The 18,463-nt window shown below is 23.6% G+C and carries 17 protein-coding genes; 6 read left to right on the top strand and 11 right to left on the bottom strand.

All coding sequences use genetic code 11. The features are described 5' to 3' along the window. Positions 1–9: 9 nt before the first annotated feature. The 11 genes from HF862_RS06380 to HF862_RS06330 all read right to left on the bottom strand — a co-directional run bounded on the left by HF862_RS06380 (position 10) and on the right by HF862_RS06330 (position 12,727). Positions 10–891, bottom strand: a complete 882-nt coding sequence (locus HF862_RS06380) for a toxin-antitoxin system YwqK family antitoxin (protein ID WP_170187085.1) — start codon at positions 889–891, stop codon at positions 10–12. Beyond that, positions 888–3,302 (bottom strand): hypothetical protein, encoded by a 2,415-nt coding sequence (locus HF862_RS06375; protein ID WP_240934799.1) that lies wholly within the window; start codon positions 3,300–3,302, stop codon positions 888–890. The genes HF862_RS06380 and HF862_RS06375 overlap by 4 nt, the downstream gene beginning before the upstream one ends. A 118-nt stretch (positions 3,303–3,420) precedes the next feature. Continuing rightward, positions 3,421–4,263 carry a DUF4402 domain-containing protein gene (locus HF862_RS06370; protein WP_170187083.1) on the bottom strand — a complete coding sequence of 281 codons (843 nt, stop codon included), beginning with the start codon at positions 4,261–4,263 and terminating at the stop codon, positions 3,421–3,423. Between the two features lie 16 nt (positions 4,264–4,279). After that, positions 4,280–5,626, bottom strand: coding sequence for an ABC transporter substrate-binding protein (locus HF862_RS06365; protein ID WP_170187082.1), 1,347 nt, complete (start codon positions 5,624–5,626; stop codon positions 4,280–4,282). A 196-nt stretch (positions 5,627–5,822) separates the two neighbouring features. Beyond that, the gene (gene nusB, locus HF862_RS06360) at positions 5,823–6,224 is read right to left on the bottom strand and encodes a transcription antitermination factor NusB (RefSeq protein WP_170187081.1); all 402 of its coding nucleotides are present in this window, start codon (positions 6,222–6,224) and stop codon (positions 5,823–5,825) included. Between the two features lie 15 nt (positions 6,225–6,239). Further along, the gene (locus tag HF862_RS06355; protein ID WP_170187080.1) at positions 6,240–6,470 is read right to left on the bottom strand and encodes a DUF2273 domain-containing protein; all 231 of its coding nucleotides are present in this window, start codon (positions 6,468–6,470) and stop codon (positions 6,240–6,242) included. 22 nt (positions 6,471–6,492) lie between these two features. Beyond that, complete coding sequence (gene amaP, locus HF862_RS06350; protein WP_170187079.1) at positions 6,493–7,002, bottom strand: alkaline shock response membrane anchor protein AmaP; 510 nt, start codon at positions 7,000–7,002, stop codon at positions 6,493–6,495. Positions 7,003–7,022: 20 nt separating this feature from the next. After that, the gene (locus HF862_RS06345) at positions 7,023–7,406 is read right to left on the bottom strand and encodes an Asp23/Gls24 family envelope stress response protein (protein WP_170187078.1); all 384 of its coding nucleotides are present in this window, start codon (positions 7,404–7,406) and stop codon (positions 7,023–7,025) included. 46 nt (positions 7,407–7,452) lie between these two features. Further along, entirely contained in the window at positions 7,453–8,793 is a 1,341-nt protein-coding gene (accC, locus tag HF862_RS06340) for an acetyl-CoA carboxylase biotin carboxylase subunit (RefSeq protein ID WP_027128302.1), read from the bottom strand. Between the two features lie 29 nt (positions 8,794–8,822). Then, the gene (locus HF862_RS10180; RefSeq protein ID WP_170187077.1) at positions 8,823–9,242 is read right to left on the bottom strand and encodes a biotin/lipoyl-containing protein; all 420 of its coding nucleotides are present in this window, start codon (positions 9,240–9,242) and stop codon (positions 8,823–8,825) included. Between the two features lie 71 nt (positions 9,243–9,313). Continuing rightward, positions 9,314–12,727, bottom strand: a complete 3,414-nt coding sequence (locus HF862_RS06330; protein ID WP_170187076.1) for a DNA polymerase III subunit alpha — start codon at positions 12,725–12,727, stop codon at positions 9,314–9,316. Between the two features lie 141 nt (positions 12,728–12,868). Between HF862_RS06330 and HF862_RS06325 the strand changes: the two genes are divergently transcribed. From HF862_RS06325 to HF862_RS06300, 6 genes are all read left to right on the top strand, one after another. Further along, a complete protein-coding gene (locus HF862_RS06325) occupies positions 12,869–14,107 on the top strand; it encodes a folylpolyglutamate synthase/dihydrofolate synthase family protein (protein WP_170187136.1) in 1,239 nt (412 codons plus the stop codon). Then, entirely contained in the window at positions 14,101–14,310 is a 210-nt protein-coding gene (locus tag HF862_RS06320; protein ID WP_170187075.1) for a hypothetical protein, read from the top strand. The genes HF862_RS06325 and HF862_RS06320 overlap by 7 nt, the downstream gene beginning before the upstream one ends. Before the next feature lie 13 nt (positions 14,311–14,323). Continuing rightward, on the top strand, positions 14,324–16,234 hold the full coding sequence (gene hprK / locus HF862_RS10175) for an HPr(Ser) kinase/phosphatase (RefSeq protein ID WP_170187074.1): 1,911 nt from the start codon (positions 14,324–14,326) through the stop codon (positions 16,232–16,234). 86 nt (positions 16,235–16,320) lie between these two features. Next, a complete protein-coding gene (locus tag HF862_RS06310; RefSeq protein ID WP_170187073.1) occupies positions 16,321–17,262 on the top strand; it encodes a bifunctional oligoribonuclease/PAP phosphatase NrnA in 942 nt (313 codons plus the stop codon). Between the two features lie 10 nt (positions 17,263–17,272). Then, complete coding sequence (locus HF862_RS06305; RefSeq protein WP_170187072.1) at positions 17,273–17,590, top strand: cell division protein SepF; 318 nt, start codon at positions 17,273–17,275, stop codon at positions 17,588–17,590. Positions 17,591–18,108: 518 nt separating this feature from the next. Further along, the gene (locus HF862_RS06300) at positions 18,109–18,399 is read left to right on the top strand and encodes a hypothetical protein (protein WP_170187071.1); all 291 of its coding nucleotides are present in this window, start codon (positions 18,109–18,111) and stop codon (positions 18,397–18,399) included. The last annotated feature ends 64 nt before the right edge of the window (positions 18,400–18,463 follow it).

Genomic DNA, 18,463 nt, shown 5'->3' with positions numbered 1-18,463 from the left:
AATCCTCCTTTATATTTCAGATAAGATTTTATCATATTTTTTATATTCTAATTGCTCTGTAAAATGTTTAAATCCTTCCAGAATTTTATCTCCATAATTTTTATATTCCTTCTTTTCATCTATTTCAATACCATTAATAAAAACGATTTCTTGTAAAATTTCGCCTCCTTTTCCATAAATTATACTTTTTCCATTTCTTTTTCCATTTTTATAATTTATCTTGCTTTTTAACTCTCCAGTATTGTAATAAAAACACCATAAACCTTCTCTTTGATTCATATTATATTGACCTTCTACAAGAGTTATTCCTTTAGTGGAAAAAAGTCTCAATTCCCCATTAAGTTTTCCATAATAGAAATTTGCTAAAGATGAAATTTTTCCATTTGCATGATAAGAAATAAATTCTTTGTGTAATAGACCTTCTTCAAAATACATTTTTATTTTATATTCTCCTTTGGTATTAAAAACAATGATTTTTCCATGAAGCTCACCTTCTTTAAACTTTTCTATACTTAAAATATTTCCATTAGAATAAAAATATTTCCATTCTCCAAATGGAATATCATAATAATATTTCAATATGGCTTTTGGATTACCATTAGGATAGTTTATTATCCATTGTCCATTTTTTAATCCATTATTAAACCTACCTTCACATATAAAAATTTCATCATTTTCTATTATAAAATTTTTAAAATAACCTTCTCGAATTCCATTTTTATATTGTTCTTCAATATTTTTTCCAATGAATTTACCAGAAAATGGAGAAGCTTCATTTTTAAAATAAACAATATTATTTATTATTTTTTTATATTTGATATTTTCTATTCTATCTACAGAGAAGCAAATATTACAAAAAGTAAGAAAAATAAATAAAATTAAATTTTTCAATTTTTATCTTCCTCCTTTTCTTTTTTTATCATTTCTGTATCTAATCCTTCAAAGTAATCTCCTTCATCACTATTTTTTACTTCTATTTCAATAGAATTACTAGAAAAATCTATATTCTCATATCCTAAATAATTAAATTTTATAGTATATTTTCCAGGTAAAACATCTTCAAAAAAATACATTCCATCAAATTCAGGGTCTGTTTCAGCTACCACTTCATTATCTTTTTCTAAGAGAATATTTATTAATGATAGATTTTGAATAAATTGTTTTTCTGTAAAATCTTCAGTCAATATAATATTTCCAGAAATAATTGATATTGGTTGAATTGGAATATCTAAGTGTAATATAGATGAATTTTTACTTTTTATTTTTAAAGGTCCATCAGTATTTTTATAAGTTGGGTCTATAGTTTTTCTATTTACTGTTACAGTAGAAATTTTATTTCCAGATATACCATTGGCTACATATTTTCCATTTTTATCAATGATAAAACTTCTATTATCAACTAATATTTCTACATTTGGAAGAGGAATATCATTGTTATCAAATATATGATTACCATTTTTATCTAGATAAACTTTACCAGTAATCCAAGAATTACTTACAGAAGAGTTATTATCAGCTTTATCTAATGGGGAATTTAGATTTAATAATTTAGTCATTTTAATACTATTTATAGTATTTCTATTTCTATCCTCATTTATATTTGTAGAAGAAGTAAAATCTAAATGTACATAATCATCTAATTTTAAATTAAAAGTAATTCCATATCTAAACTTTTCATTTATATTAGAATATCTTGCATAAATTCCAATATCTAAAAATAATTTATTTTTAATAATTTCAATATCTCTTTTAGTTAACCTAAGATTATAATTTTGAGTGTAATATTTATCTTCTCTTTCTTTTCCTATTTCACCATCAAGTATTATAGAAAATATTCCAGAATAACTTATACTAGGATAAAAGACGCTATAGTTATTATTTCTATATATATCTTTTTCCATTTTAATAGAAAATGATAAAGGAGAAAAAATAGATGTATACCATGATAAATATATATTTTTACTTTCATAATCTTTTAAGTCTTCAAAGTATTTTTTATCATTGAATCCTATTTCAAAAGAATTTTTATTGAAAGATTTACCTAGAGATATAGAAGTATATTCTTTTATTTTATTTTCATTAAAGACAAAAGGTGAATATTTTTCTTGTAAAAATTTTAAAGAATAACTTTTCAATTTTTGGTCAATAATAAGGTTATAACTATTTTCTTTTTCTTTTGTTTCAAAAAAATTTCTATAAGTAATAAGAGTAGGAAAAGTTTTGTGTTGAGTATTGAAAATAATATCATTTTCTAAAAATCTATATTTTTTTTCATTGGAAGAAATTAAATTCATAGCTCCTAATCCTACAGTAAGATTATCAGTTAATCCATAATAAATATGGGATATTCCTTGAGGATTACCATTATTAGAATTTTTTCCAACTTGAATACTTGTACGATTTTTTCCTTTTTCTAGAATGTCCATATCAGTTAAAGAAAAAACTTTTTTCTCTTCAATACGTCCATCATTATAATAAATTTTTAATATATAATCAGAATTTAAAATACCATCAAAAATCTTAAATTCAAAATATTTAGATTTAGGATAAATATAATCAATAAGAGTAAATTCTCTATATAATTCTATTACTTGGGCATTTTCAGCTTCACCTTTAATAGTAGTAATTCCACCATCTCTAGTCATGTAGGTATCTTCTTCTTTTAGACTTATTCCTATAATTTCACTATCTAAATTTATAAAATGAGGAGTAATCATTGAAAAATTCCCCAATATTAAATCATTATTTTTAAAAAAATTTGAATAAGTCAAATTACCATATACAATTTTATTTTTTGGATATAATTCACCACTTAAGTATAAATCTCCATATAAAAATTGAGTACCATATTCATATTCAAAATTATAATTACTATTTTTTAAATCAGATTTACTCCAATTTATTTTTAAAAAACCAGGTGAAAAAATTTTAGATGTCATATTGACATCAATTTCTTCTTCAAGTTTTTCTTCATCTAAACGTAATCTTTCTATTTTACTTTTTTCTCGTATTTCATAAGGGAGAGAAAAATTTGGAACTAATGTAAGAGTTAATAAAGAAAAATCAAAATCAGCAACTTTAAAATTTAATTTTTCTTTAAGGGAATTTATATCAATATATATACTATTATCCATAATAAAAGAATCATTATCATTAAATTTTATATCTATATTTTTATCATCAAAATTTCCTTTTACTTGTCTATTTTTTAAATCTATTTCCAAATTATATATTTCTAAAAAATAAAATAGACTGTTTAAACCAATATAGACTTTTTCATTTTCAATATCGTATTTTATCATAAAAAAACTATCTTTTAATTCACCACATTTAATTTCAATATAAGAATCTTCAAAATTTTTATAATTAGATAGGGAATAAATAAATTGAGATAAAAAGATAAAAATAAAAATAATTTTTTTAATCAATATACTCTACCCTCACAGTGAATACCCCTTTGTATATTCCCCTAGAATTTTTATTTGTCTGACTTTCCCCATCAATCAATATATCTTTTGAAACTATATTTTTGTTATTTCCCGTTTTATATGTATTTTTTCCATTATGAGATAGTTCTCTTATTAACTTTTGTTTATTATTATCTCTAAATTTTAAATCTACTGATAATGTATCATTTTTAGAATTTTTAATAGTAATATTTTTAGGAATTGTGATACTAACTTTTTTATTTTCTTGTCCCTCAATAGTTAAATTAGCAGGAGTTCCAAAACTTTTTGTTGAGAGTTTATTTCCAGCTTCAACTTTTCCTAGATTCATATTATTGACAACTTTTATCTTTAAACTATGTATTGGATTAAACATATTAATATCCAAAGTCAAGTATACAGGATTAACATTGGAATTAATATAACCAATTTTTATATTAGATATATTTTGATTTTTAATAAGCCAATTAAATATAATCTCTCCCTCTAATAAAATTTTAATTTCTTGTAAACCTTCATTAGTTACAGAATTTTTAAAATATATATTTTTTCCTTCTTTTACACCAGTTAAAGAAGAAATTTTTATATTATTTAAATTTATAAAGTTTCTTTTATTTTCTAAACTTAGATAAAAGAAATCATTTATATTTCCATTCTCTTTAATAATACTTATTTCACTAGAAAATCTAATTCTACTTGTAGTCTCTACTACTAGATTTTCTTCTGGATAAAATTTTAAAAATTCTCCTAAATAATTTTTACAATAAGAAGAAAAAGAAAAAGTTAAGAATACAAATATATAAAATATTTTTTTCAAAAAAACTCACTTCCTTTTAAATATTTATATTTTTGTTAGATAAAATATATAATACTTGATGTTTTAAAGGAATATAAGGTAATTTTTTAGATATTTCATTAACAGTTTCTATAAATATTTCTTTTTTATTTTCTAAATCATTTTTATTGTTAAATTTTTTTCTATAAAAATTTAAATCAGAGTATAAATTTTTATCATAAATATCATAAAGTATTACTTTTCCTAGAGAGATTTCTGGATATTTTTTATTGAAAACTATATGTTGAATTGCCATATCGAAATTTCTATTTTTTAAGTTATAATAAAAGGCATCAACTTGATATGGAATAATCTTAACATTTATTCCATATTTTTTTAAATCTTTTTCTATATTTTTGGCATAAAGTTTATCTTCTTCAGTATTAAGTATCATAAGATTTAAAGAATTATTTTTTAAATTTAAATCCTTTTTTATATTTTTAACATGGGTTTTATCTTCTAAAATATCAAAATTTGTTCCATAAATTTCTTTTGGCAATAAAAATTTTTCTTTTTTATTTAATAAAGAATTTATTGCTTTTCTGAAGTTTAAATCTCTATTTTCATTAAAAATTAAAGCAGAAGTAAGTATATTATCACTAGTTATATTAAAATCTTTTTTATTAATCAATCCTAATTTTATATATTTCTCTATATCAAGAGAATTAATATCATATATAATATCAGCATTATTATTGTATAAATCTAAAATTCTATCTTTTTTTGAAAAAACTTTAGTTATAATTATTCTATTTGAAGTTTTTTTGTTTTTTAAGATTAGAGTATTTTTTTTAAAATTTTCTATGAAATAATCACCAGTTCCCAAAATATCATTATTTTTTTCTTTTATAATGGAACTCATATTATGAGATAATATATTTAAAAGATATTTATCTTCAGTAGTCAATTCAATAATTAATTCAGAATTATTTAATATTTTAATATTTTTAATGTTTTTATAAAACTCTTTTAAAGCACCTTTATTTTTGACTCTCATTAGAGAATTTTTTACATCAGTTGATGAAAGAAAGGTTTTATCTTGAAATATTATATTCTCTTTTAATTTTATATATAAATTTTTTTTATCAAGATATTTATATTCTTTTGCTATATCAGGAATTATATTTCCATGCTCATCTATTTTAAATAAAGTATTATAAAGATATTTAAAAATTCTTTTTGAATAAATATCAGTTAACAAAATGGGGTCAATAGTATTAACTTTTAATTCTTGAAGAATTTTTATATTTTCTTTTTGTAATTTATCTTGTAATGTATAATCTTCTAAAGCTCCAAAAGAAATATTTTTTATTAGAAATATTATTAAGAAAATAATTTTTTTCATTGACCTCACCACTTTTCTATTATTAAGAAAATATTAATTGTAAAATAACTTTAAAAATAGTAAATTTTTGATTTTTATTAAAGTTATAATCCTCTTATATTCTAAGTGTAGCCCGTTTTTCTTTAAAAGTCAATATTATAAAAAATAGAGGATATAAAATATCCTCTATACAATAAATTTATTTAAGACTTAATATTTATACAAACTTTGCTAAAACACCATTTAAAAATTCAGAAGATTTAGTATCTCCATATTTTTTAGCAAGTTCAACAGTTTCATTTATAACTATTTCTTTAGGAGTATTTTCATAAGAAAGCTCATATACAGCACCTTTTAAAAGAGCTTTTTCAATATTCCCTATTCTGTCAAAACTCCATCCTTCCATAGTATTTTCAATTTTTTTAAGTATTTCATCACAATGTTCAGAAATACCTAAAGAATATTTTTTAATAAAATCTAAAGCTTCTTCACTAATTTCTATTTCCTCTTCAGAAACTCTTTTTAGAAAAGAATTAAAAATTTCACTTAAAGAAGTTTCTTTTAATTCTGCTTCAAATATTAATTTGAATAATTGCTCTCTAGCAGCTTTTCTAGTCATTTTTACCCCTTTATATTAATTTGTATCTATTTTGTTAAGTAAATTTGTTAATGTAGTTTTTAATTTTGTTATTATATTTTTATTATCCATATCTCCAAAGTGATATCCAACAATAGTCATTACAACAATAAAAATTGTAGAGAATAAACCGAAAGCAATAAATAATATGGAGATTACAAAAAAGACAACTCCCCAAAATATTTTCTTTCTATTTTCTATTAAAGAATATATAAATTCTTCAAGCATTTAATCACCCCACAAATTTTTACTAATTCATCCCTTGATTTTTTATAGAAACTTTAGAAATTTTAATTTCTACTATTTGAATTTCAAGTTCTAATCTTCTAAACAATTCATCTTTAACTTTTTGTTGAATTTCAGAACTTTTTTCAGCAATACTTCTTTGAGTATTCATATCTATAAAAAGAGTTACTTTATAATGTCTACCTTTTTTACCACAAGAAATTTTAAGGTTTTTAATTTCAGTATCATCTTCTAATGTTTCTTTAATTATACTTTTAATAGATTCTGTAGATACTAATACTTCTCCATGTGAGCTAGTAATAGTATACCCTTTTGTTCTAGAAAAAATAGTGATAAATCTAAATAAAGAAATAATAAAATAAACTATAGAAATAGTTAAAATAAAAGTATTTCCAACAAGAGTGTTTATATTAAAAGATACTAAAAATTCAGGACTTACTATATAAACAATTCCAAACATAGATAATAAGAATATTCCAATCCATGCAAAGAAAAATATAATATTTTTTATCATAAAATCACGTCCTTTTAAAATTATTCTATTTCTCCACTTGTTTCGTTTTCATCTTTAGAGTTTTTACCATCTTCGATTTTAATATCTTGAACGAAAACATTAACTTCAATAACTTTTAAAGCAGTTAAACGAGAAACAGATTCTAAAACAGATTCTTGAACTTTTTTAGCAACTTCAGATATAGGATATCCATGTTTAATAATAATAAAAGTATCTATACTACATTCTTTTTCTCCAACTTCTACTTTAATTCCATTAACTCCTCTTTTTTTACCAAGAATTTTACCAAATTCATCAGCTACTCCACCAGCTAATCTGTATACACCCTCAACATCTTCTGTAGCTTTTGCTGCTATTGTTTTTACTACATCATCAGCAATTTTTATATTTCCTAAGTTACTCATAGTAAACCCTCCTTTTATTTTATATTTATAGTTATATTATTCGTTATTATAAACCAAATTCCTTTTCAATAAACGCAGTAGTTATATTTCCTTTTAAATAGTTTTCATTTTTTAAAACTTTTAAGTGGAACGGAATAGTTGTTTCAACTCCTTCAATAACAAACTCTTTAAGAGCTCTTTCCATTCTAGCTATTGCTTCATCTCTATCCATACCAAAAGTAATAAGTTTTCCTATCATAGAATCATAGTAAGGAGAAATTTCATACCCTTGATAAGAGTGAGAATCAACTCTTATTCCAATTCCTCCAGGAACAACATATTTAGTTATAACTCCAGGACAAGGGATAAATCCATTTTCAGTATCTTCAGCATTTATTCTACATTCAATAGCATGTCCATAAGGAATAATATCCTCTTGAGATATATTTAATCTGTCTCCTTCAGCTAAACTTATTTGTAATTTTATTATATCTAAGCCAGTAACAGCTTCAGTAACAGTATGTTCTACCTGAATTCTTGTATTCATTTCCATAAAATAGAAATTATTTTGGTCATCAACAAGGAATTCTAATGTACCAGCTGAATCATATTCAATAGATTTAGCCAATCTTACAGCAGCTTCTCCCATAGCTTTTCTAACTTTTTCAGGAAGTCTAAAAGATGGAGATTCTTCTATAAGTTTTTGATTTCTTCTTTGGATAGAACAGTTTCTTTCTCCAAGATGAATTATATTTCCATGTTTATCCCCAACAACTTGAATTTCAATATGTTTTGGATTTTCAATATATTTTTCAACAAAAACATCTGGATTATTAAAAGCAGCTTCAGCTTCATTTTGAGCAGCAACAATATTTTTTTCTAGCTCTTTATCGTTTCTAGCTATTCTCATTCCTTTACCACCACCACCAGCAGTGGCTTTTATCATTACAGGATATCCAATTCTTTCATGAATTTCTTTTTTGGCTGCTTCAATATCAGTTATAATTCCAGTACCATTAGTTACAGGGACATTATTTTCAATAGCTTTTTGTCTAGCTGTAGCCTTATCACCCATTTGTTTTATACATTCATGATTTGGTCCTACATAGATGAGATTATGTATTCTACAAATTTTTGCAAATCTATAATTTTCAGCTAAAAATCCATAACCTGGATGTATAGCATCAGCTCCTGTTATTTCAGCAGCTGCTATAATATTAGGTATTTTTAAATAAGAATCGATAGCTGGAGCTGGTCCAATGCAAACAGCTTCATCAGCCATTTTTACATGAAGACTATTTTTATCTGCCTCAGAATAAACAGCAACTGTTTTTATCCCCAATTCTTTGGCAGCCCTTATAATTCTAACAGCAATTTCCCCTCTATTAGCAATAAGTAATTTTTTCAATTTGTTTCCTCCGTAATTTTAACTTAATATTAATCAAGTACTTTTTTTAATTTTATTAGATTTTTTCCATAATCAGTTACTTCTCCATTTTTAAGAAGTATTTGCTCTATATAACCAGCAACTTCTGATTTTATAGGTGTTTTAATTCCTACAGTAGATACAAATCCAATAGTTTGACCTATTTTTATATTTTGTCCTATAGAAATCAAAGGAACTCCTGTTTTATCATAGAAAAAGAATTTTCCAATATTGTTTGATTTTATATAAATAAAATCATCATTTTCTTTAGGTAATTCTTCAATTATTTCTTCTTGTTCAAAAGTTTCTTCAACAATAATATCTTTTTTTAGTTTTATTTTTAAATCTTTATCTTGAAAATCTATTTCTGATAATTCATTTTTATCTAGTATGTCGATTAGATTATCAATTAAAATATTGTCTTTTTCCACGACTCCTCCTATAAATTTTAAAATAAAATCTCACATTATTTTATCACAAATAAATATAAGTATCAACTTAATTATCTAAATTTTAGGCATCCCTCACCAAATAAGTCATTTATTTCCTCAATAAAATTTAAAGAAATAGTAATTTTAAAATTAGATGGTTTGACTTCTTTTTTTGTATCAGTCTTAATAGCAAAAAATATAGGGATATCTCCACTATGTTTTTTTAAAATAGATTTCAATTTAGGAAAAATATCTTTATTTTCTTCTTTTAAAAGAATATATCCTTTTAAAAATTTTTCATTTAATACATCTTCTATGAATAAAATTTTTTTAGCAATAATTTTTTTACTTTCATTTCCATTAAAATAATCAGTTTGGATATTTCCAATAATACAAACTTTATTTCCTTCTAAAAAATTATTTTGATATTCAGAAAAATTTCTAGGAAAAATAATTCCAGAGATGCTTCCAGTGAAGTCTTCTATCTCAAAGGCTCCCATAACTTCACCAGAATTTTTTGTAACAATTTTTTTAATATTTCTCAAAATACCAAAAATTTTAATTTCTTTATTGTCACTTTCAGATTTTAAATTTTTAATATCCTCTCTATCAAAAGAATTTATGAGTTTAGAGTATTTATCTAAAGGATGTCCACTAAAGTAGAATCCAAGAACTTCTTTTTCTTTTTCTAATTTTTCATCTAAAGAAAAATCAGGAGAATTTATAAGAGAAAAGGAATTTATAGTTGATTTTGCTTCTCCAAAAAGATTCATCTGTTGAATTTCATCCTCTTTTAAAACTTTATTGGCATAATCAATAGTTTTTGTAAGAGACATTAGTTTTTCATTTCTATTTCCTGGTAAAATATCAGTAGCCCCAGAGAATATAAGAGCTTCTAAAGTCTTTTTATTAACTCCATAAGCCTTTGTTCTTATTACAAAGTCTTCAAAAGTTTTGTAATCTCCATTTTCTTCCCACTCTTTTTTTATATTTTCAGCTACTTTTTCTCCAACATTTTTTATAGCTGAAAGAGAAAAGATAATTTTATCATCTTTTACAATAAATTTTGATTCAGCTTTATTTATATTTGGAAATTCTATTTTTATTCCATGTTTTTTAGCATCTTGTAAATAAAGAGCAATGTCTTCTATATCTTTCATCTCAGAAGTCATAAGAGCAGCATAATAATATTTTGGATATTTAGCTTTAAAAAAGGCTGTCCAATAAGCAACTAAAGCATAGGCAGCTGAATGTGATTTATTAAATCCATAACCAGCAAATTTATAAATTAAATCAAAAATTTCGCTAGCAATTTCTTCTGAATAGCCTTTTTTTAATGAACGATTAATAAATTTTTCTCTATTTTCATTCATTATGCTAAATTTTTTCTTTCCCATTGCCCGTCTAAGTAAATCAGCCTCTCCCAAAGTGTAATCAGCCATACGATTGGCAATACTCATAACTTGTTCTTGATAAAGAATAACTCCATAAGTTTCTTTTAAAATATCTTCTAGGGAATCATGAGGATATTTTATTTGTGACATTCCATTTTTACAATTTATAAAATCATCAACCATTCCAGAACCTAAAGGTCCAGGTCTATAAAGAGCAAGTAAGGCTATAATATCTTCAAATTTATCTGGTTTAAGTTTTGTCAAGATTTTTCTAATTCCAATAGATTCTAATTGGAATACTCCTAAAGTATCACCAAGTGATAACATTTGATAAATTTCTTTTATATCCAATGGAATATCAGAAAGTTTTACATCTATATTTAAATCTTTTTTTATATAATCTATAGTTCTTTGAATATTTGTAAGATTACGAAGTCCTAAGAAATCCATTTTAAGAAGTCCTAGTTCCTCTAACTCTTTCATTTGATATTGTGTGGCTATAACAGAATCTTTATCTTGATATAAAGGAACTGTTTCATCTAAAGAATCTTTAGTGATAACTATACCAGCAGCATGGATAGAAGAATGTCTCACTTTATTTTCTAATTTTTTTGAAAAATCTACAACTCTTTTTATCTGAGAATCAGTTTGATATAAATCATGAAACTCTTTTATTTCTTCCAGTGATTCTTTTATATTATAGTTAAAAGGTATAAGTTTAGCTGCTTTATCAATTTTTGAAATAGGGACATCTAAAACTCTACCTATATCTCTTATGGCTGCTCTCGCTTTTAAAGTTCCAAATGTTATAATTTGGGCAACTTTATCATGACCATATTTATCAGTTACATAATCAATTAGTTCTTGTCTTCTTTCTTGACAAATATCAATGTCAATATCTGGCATAGATATTCTTTCAGGATTTAAAAATCTTTCAAAAATTAGATGATATTTTAAAGGGTCTAACTCTGTTATTTTAAGAGCATAAGCAACCAAACTTCCAGCTGCCGAACCTCTTCCAGGACCAATAGGAATATTATTAGTCTTAGCAAAATTAATAAAATCCCACACAACTACAAAGTATTCAGAATATCCCATATTTTTTATAACTGATAATTCATATTCAACTCTATTTAAAATAGTATCAGAAAGTCCTAAAGGATATCTTTCTTCTAAACCTTTATAAACTAAATTTTTTAAATAATCGTAAGTAGAAGAAAATTCTTTTGGAATTTCATAATAAGGAAACTTAAATTTTCCAAATTCAATGGACAAGTTACAACGATTAGCAATTTCTTCTGTATTATTTATAGCTTCGATATATTCTTCACCCAAAGAATCTATCATTTCTTGACGACTTTTAAAAAAAAGTTCATCAGTATCAATTTTCATTCTTTTTTCATCAGAAATTTTTGTTCCTGTTTGAATACAAAGTAAAATATCTTGTAAAACTTCCTCACCTTTATAGACATAGTGAGTATCATTTGTAGCTACAGTTTTTAAATTAAATTGTTGAGCTATTTTTAATAATTTTTTATTAAGCTCTTTTTGTTCTTGAAAACCATTACTTTGAACTTCAATATAAAAATTTTCTTTTCCAAAAATATCTATATATTCTTTAACAGCATTATTTATTTTTTCTTCATCTTCATTGTCTAAAATTTTTCTTGAGATTTCTCCCTGCATACAAGCTGAAAGAGCAATAACTCCTTCACTATGCTCTTTTAAAAATTCTTTATCTACTCTAGGTTTATAATAAAAACCTTTTGTATAAGCAAAAGAACTTATTTTCATAAGGTTTTTATACCCTGTATTATTCATAGCAAGCAAAACAAGATGAAATATTCTTCCATCTTTTGATTCTATACCAAATTCAGCTACATAAGTTTCTATTCCAATAATAGGTTTAATTCCATTGGAAATTGCTTTTTGATACATTTCAATAGCTCCAAACATATTTCCATGGTCAGTTATCCCTATACTTTTCATTTTTAATTCTTTTGCTTTTTTGATATACTCTTCTATTTTTCCTACTCCATCAAGAAGACTATATTCAGTATGAAGATGTAAATGAACAAAGTTTTTTTCCATAATGTACCTCCTTAATGGATTATATTTCTTAATAAATATTATACAAGAAAATAATTGATTATTCTATAAAAATATTCTATGAAAGTAAAAAAAATATGGTATAATTTCAGTATTAATTAAGAAAGAGGAGAAGTGATAATTTTGGAAATGCAAGAACTTTTAAATGAACTATATTCCTATTCATTACATGGAATAAAATTAGGCTTAGAAAATATAGAAAAAATTTGTGAAGCATTAGGAAATCCACAAAATAATTATAAAATTATCCATATTACAGGAACTAATGGTAAAGGTTCTACTTCTACAATAATAGAAACTGTCCTTTTAAAAGCAGGATATTCTGTTGGAAAATATACTTCTCCACATATTTTAAAATTTAATGAAAGAATAAGAGTAGATGGAGAAGATATACCAGATAAAGATATAGCTGAAATTTATAAAATTGTTAGAGAAAAAATAGAAGAATTAAAAATCACTCCAACATTTTTTGAAGTAACTACAGCTATGATGTTTTTATATTTTGCTAGAAAAAAAATAGAATATGCTATTTTGGAAGTTGGAATGGGTGGAAGATTTGATGCGACTAATGTTGTTAACTCAGATATAGCTATAATAACAAATGTTTCTTTAGACCATATTGAATACTTAGGAAAAACTATTTATGAAATTTCTAGAGAAAAAGCTGGAATTATAAAAGATAAAAGCTATGTTATAGTTGGGGATAGTCAAAAAGAATTTTTAAAAGCAATAAAAGAAAAAACAGAAGATTTTGTAAATGTTATTGATAAATATAAAAATATAGATTACAAATTAAATTTTGAGAAATTTAATACAGATATTTTTATAGGAGATAAAAAATATCAACTTTCTTTATTTGGAGATTATCAAGTAAAAAATTTCTTATGTGCTTATGAGGCTTTATGTAAACTAGAAGTGCCAGAGTCTGTAATAAAAGAAGCAATAAAGGAAGTTGTTTGGCAGTGTAGATTTGAAATTTATGAAAAAAATCCTGTTACTATTTTAGAGGGAGCTCATAATATAGATGGAATAAAAAATTTAAAACAAATAATAGAAAAAGGCTATCTAAAAGAGAAAGTTGTAATGATAGTTTCAATACTAAAAGACAAAAAAATAGAAGAGATGCTAAAAGTTTGTGAAGAAATAAGTGAAAATATAATTTTAACTTCTTTAAGTGAAAATCCTAGAGGATTATCAGCTAAAAAACTTTATGAATTTACAGATAAAAGTCAGATATTTACAGCAATAGAAGATATAAAAGAAGCTTATAATTTTGCAAAAAATTTAAATAAAGAAATTATAATTGTTTGTGGTTCATTCTATACATGTGAAAAATTTAAAAGGGAAGTGGGATTATGTTAAAATTTTTAAAGCCAATATTTTATTTCATAGCTAATACAATTATAGGAATAACAGTTTGTTTCTTGTTTTATAAAGAATTTTCATATTTATTTGAAATAAATAATATAGTAAATAAAACAACAGAAAAAATAGAAACTGTTACCTTATCTTTTCTTGATGACAGTAAAATAATAAGAGAAATAAAAATAGATAAGTCAAAATAACTAGGAGGAAAAAGTGTTAGACGAACCAAAAATTATTACTCTTAGAGATATAGTAGAACATTTTAATTTAGAAGTTTTAGTAGATGGAAATTTAGACCAAAGAATATATATGAATGAAATTCATAGAGTTGGATATGAATTTACAGGTTTTTTTGTTGATAAAGAGGAATTAAAAAGGTCTGTTCATGTGATGGGACATAGAGAAAGTGAATATTTATTGAGATTGGAACCAGAAGAGAGAGAAAAAATCTTAGATAGATATTTTTCTCATAAATTTCCAGCTCTTATATTGAGTTGCAAAGCTAAAAATATAAATAGTATTTTAGAAAGAGCAAGAGTATACAACAAAGTAGTTTTAAGAACAAAAAATAGAACTACGGAATTCATAAGAGATTTTAATAATCTTTTGAGAAATATTTTAGGAAGAGAGACAATAATTAATGATGCTATTTTATTAGATATTTATGGAATGGGTGTATTAATAAGAGGAGAAAAAGACCTTAAAATTGGTGTTACTATAGAGTTAATTGAAAGGGGACACAAATTTATAAGTGATAAAAATATTTTAGTCAAAGAAACTGATAGAGGTTTAATAGGAATTAATACAAGAGCAAAGGTACAACCAGAGAGAGATTATTATCTTCTGATGGGGGAAGGACAAGAGGATATAAATCTTACACTAAATTTTGGAATTATATCTAATGAAATGAGAAAAAGAATAGAATTAATAATAGATTTAGAATATTGGGATGAAAAAAGATTTTATGATAGATTAGGTGTAGATGAGGTATTTGAATATATTTTAGACCATCCAATAAAAAAAATAACTTTACCAGGAAGAAAAGGTAGAAATTTAGCTGTTGTTATAGAAACTGCTACTATAGATTCTCGTTTAAGATTAATGGGGGTTAATTCTGCTAAATATTTTATGGATGAGTCACAAAGAATCATAAGAGAGAAAAGAGAAAGGAAAAAAAGAGGAGAAAATATGGAAGAAAAAAAAGTTTCTATGGAAGAGTTTATAAAATTCAATCCTTTAGAAATACTGTATGGAGAAGAATATCTAAAAGAAAATTATATAACTTCAACAAGTATAACAAGACCAGCTATGGCTCTTTCAGGATTTTTTAATCTAGAAGAAGAAATATATGAAAATAAAGGACTACAACTTATAACTTCAGTAGAACTTGAATATTTAAAAAGATTGCCTCAAGAGAAGAGAGATGAAAATTTAAAAAAATATTTTTCATATAAGTTTCCAGGAATAATAATATGTGGTAACTTAGATATACCAGAAGATTTTAAAGAATTAGTAAAAGAAAATAAAAAAATTGTATTAAAATCTTCAGAAAGTAATCCATCAAGAATTATAGCAAGTTTAAATACATATCTTGAACAACGTTTAGCAGATACTTTAACAGTTCATGGAGTATTTTTAGAGATGTATGGCTTTGGAATTTTATTAACAGGTAGAAGTGGAATTGGAAAAAGCGAAACAGCTCTTGAATTGATTCATAGAGGACATAGATTAGTAGCTGATGATTTAGTAAAATTTAGAAAAAGTGCTGATGGAGTTGTTGTAGGAACAGCTTCAAAATTACCATTTTTTATGGAAATTAGAGGTTTAGGAATAATTGATATAAAAACTCTTTATGGAATGAGTTCTGTTGTTTTAAGTAAAAATATAGAAGCTATAATAGAGATTAAAGAACAAGAATCAGATGATTATTTAACAAGAGTAAATTATTCTACAGGAAAAGATAAAATTTTAGATAAAGAAGTTTATAAAGCTGAAATCTATATGTCTTCAGGTAGAAATGCTGCAGCAATGGTAGAAATAGTAGTTATGAACTTAATGGCAAAAAAATTAGGACATAATCCAGAAAATTCTTATGAAAAATTAAAGAATTTATTAATGAAATAAAAAAAATTTTGAAATTATAGAAAAATTAAGGTATAATATCAAGATAAAATTTTGATATTCTTTTTAAAGAAAGGGGAAAAAACTTAATGTTTTTAGAAAAACTAGAAAAAAGTAAAAATATAATTATATCTTCTCATGTAAATCCAGATGGAGATTCTATAGGAAGTGGATTAGCTTTATATTGGGCTATAAAAAAACAATACCCTGAAAAGAATGTAAGATATATAATAGAAGATAATGTTCCTTATAATTATAAATTTTTAAAAGGAACAGATAAGATAGAAAAATATATTAATTTAAAAGATGAACCTAAAGCAGACCTTTTTATAGTTATAGATTCAGCAAATTTTAAAAGAATAGGAAGAGTTGGAGAGTTTAAAAAAGATGCTTTTCTAGTAAATATAGACCATCATATAAGTAATTCAAATTTTGGAGATTATAATTTTGTGAAACAAAGTTCATCAGCTAGTGAAGTTTTATATGAGGTTTTAACTAAAATTTTAAAAATTGATATTGATAAAACTATAGCAGAATGCCTGTATGTAGGAATAATTACTGATTCTGGAAGTTTTCAATATGAAAGTACAACAAAAGAAACTTTTGAAGTTGCTAGTAAATTATTAGAAAAAGGTATAGATAAAGATAAAATTATAAATCATGTTTATAAAAGTAGAACTTTAGGATACATTAAAGTTTTAGGATTAGCATTTTCTAAAATGAATATAATTAAAGAAAAAAAATTAGTATATTTTACTTTAAGTAGAGATTTTATAATTAAAGAAAAGATTCAAAAAGATGAAACAGATGGTATAGTAGAAAAGATGCTAGAATATGTTGGATGTGAAGTAGCACTATTTCTAAAAGAAGAAGAAAATGGAAAAATAAAAGGAAGTTTGAGAAGTAAAGAGAAAGTAGATGTAAATAACGTTGCAAAAATTTTTGATGGTGGAGGACATAAAAGAGCAGCAGGATTTACGACAGATTTAATGGAAAAGGACATAATAATATCAATAATAGAAAGAATATAGGAGTGATATCATGGATTGTGAAATAGCTTTTTTTAAACCAGAAAGATTTGAAGAATGTTTGAAATATGTAGGATACTTAAAAGAAAATAAGTATGTTCACATAAATTTAGCAGATGTGGAAGAAAATACCAAAAAAAGAATAATGGATTTTCTTAGTGGAGCTATGTTTATTCAAGAAGGAAAAATTATTTATTTAGGGGAAAATATTATTTGTACAGTTCCTAAAAATGGAAAATATTTTTTAGAGTATGAAAATAAACTTTCTAAAAAAGATTATCCAGGTTCTTATGATGAAGAAGAAGAGATAATTCCGATTTTTAGAAAATAAAAAATTTTATAGAAACTGATTTTAAAGAGTTATTATGCTTTGAAGTATAATAACTCTTTTTTATTACTAAGGAAATTATAAATTTGTTTTTAATAAAAAAATTAAAATATAGAGAAAATCCAAAAATTAAGATTAAGAAAAAATTCAACACAAAATAAAGAAAGTTAGGTGAAACATTTTTAATATTATAATTTTTTATTAAGAATTATAATATTGAAATCTAAAAAGATTTATATAAAATTAAATTTTTGTTTTAAATAACTTAATTTTTAAGAAAAGTTTTTAATAAAATAAATTTTTGAATTTGTAGAAAAATATTAAATTAATTAAATTGATAATTAACTAATATTAAAAGTTATTTTTAGATAACTAAAGTATTAAAAAATATTAAGCAATAGAATTCATAAATAAAATTTTATAAAAAATATTTTCTATAAAGATATTAATTAATAAAAAAATAGAGAAATTCTTTATGTAATCTTTTGTTTATAAAAAAACTTTGACAATATAAACTATTAGTGTGTTCATTATGGCCTTTAGAAATATATATAGAAGATGATGAAAAAAGTATATATATAACTCTACCTGATGATTTTACAAATAGTTTTACAATAGAAGATTATTATAAGATTCCATGTATAAATAAGGAATTAGCAATGAGTAATATATTTAGAAAAAGAAATCCAAAAGGCTTTGAAGAAGAAAAATATAAAGAATTTATAGAAATATATAAAGAAACTTTAATAAATATATTTGGAGAAAAAGTATATGAAGAAATAGAAGATAAGCTAAAAAGTATTGGAAAATAAAGAAAAAAAATAAAAACATAAAAATATTTTAAAAATATGTTGACATATTTTAATTTCTAAGGTA

Origin of the sequence: Fusobacterium sp. FSA-380-WT-3A, assembly GCF_012843705.1 — a bacterium.
In the GTDB taxonomy this organism is placed as follows: domain Bacteria; phylum Fusobacteriota; class Fusobacteriia; order Fusobacteriales; family Fusobacteriaceae; genus Fusobacterium_B.
Note: the sequence above shows the minus strand (reverse complement) of the source record. Positions and strands in the feature narration are given on the sequence as shown.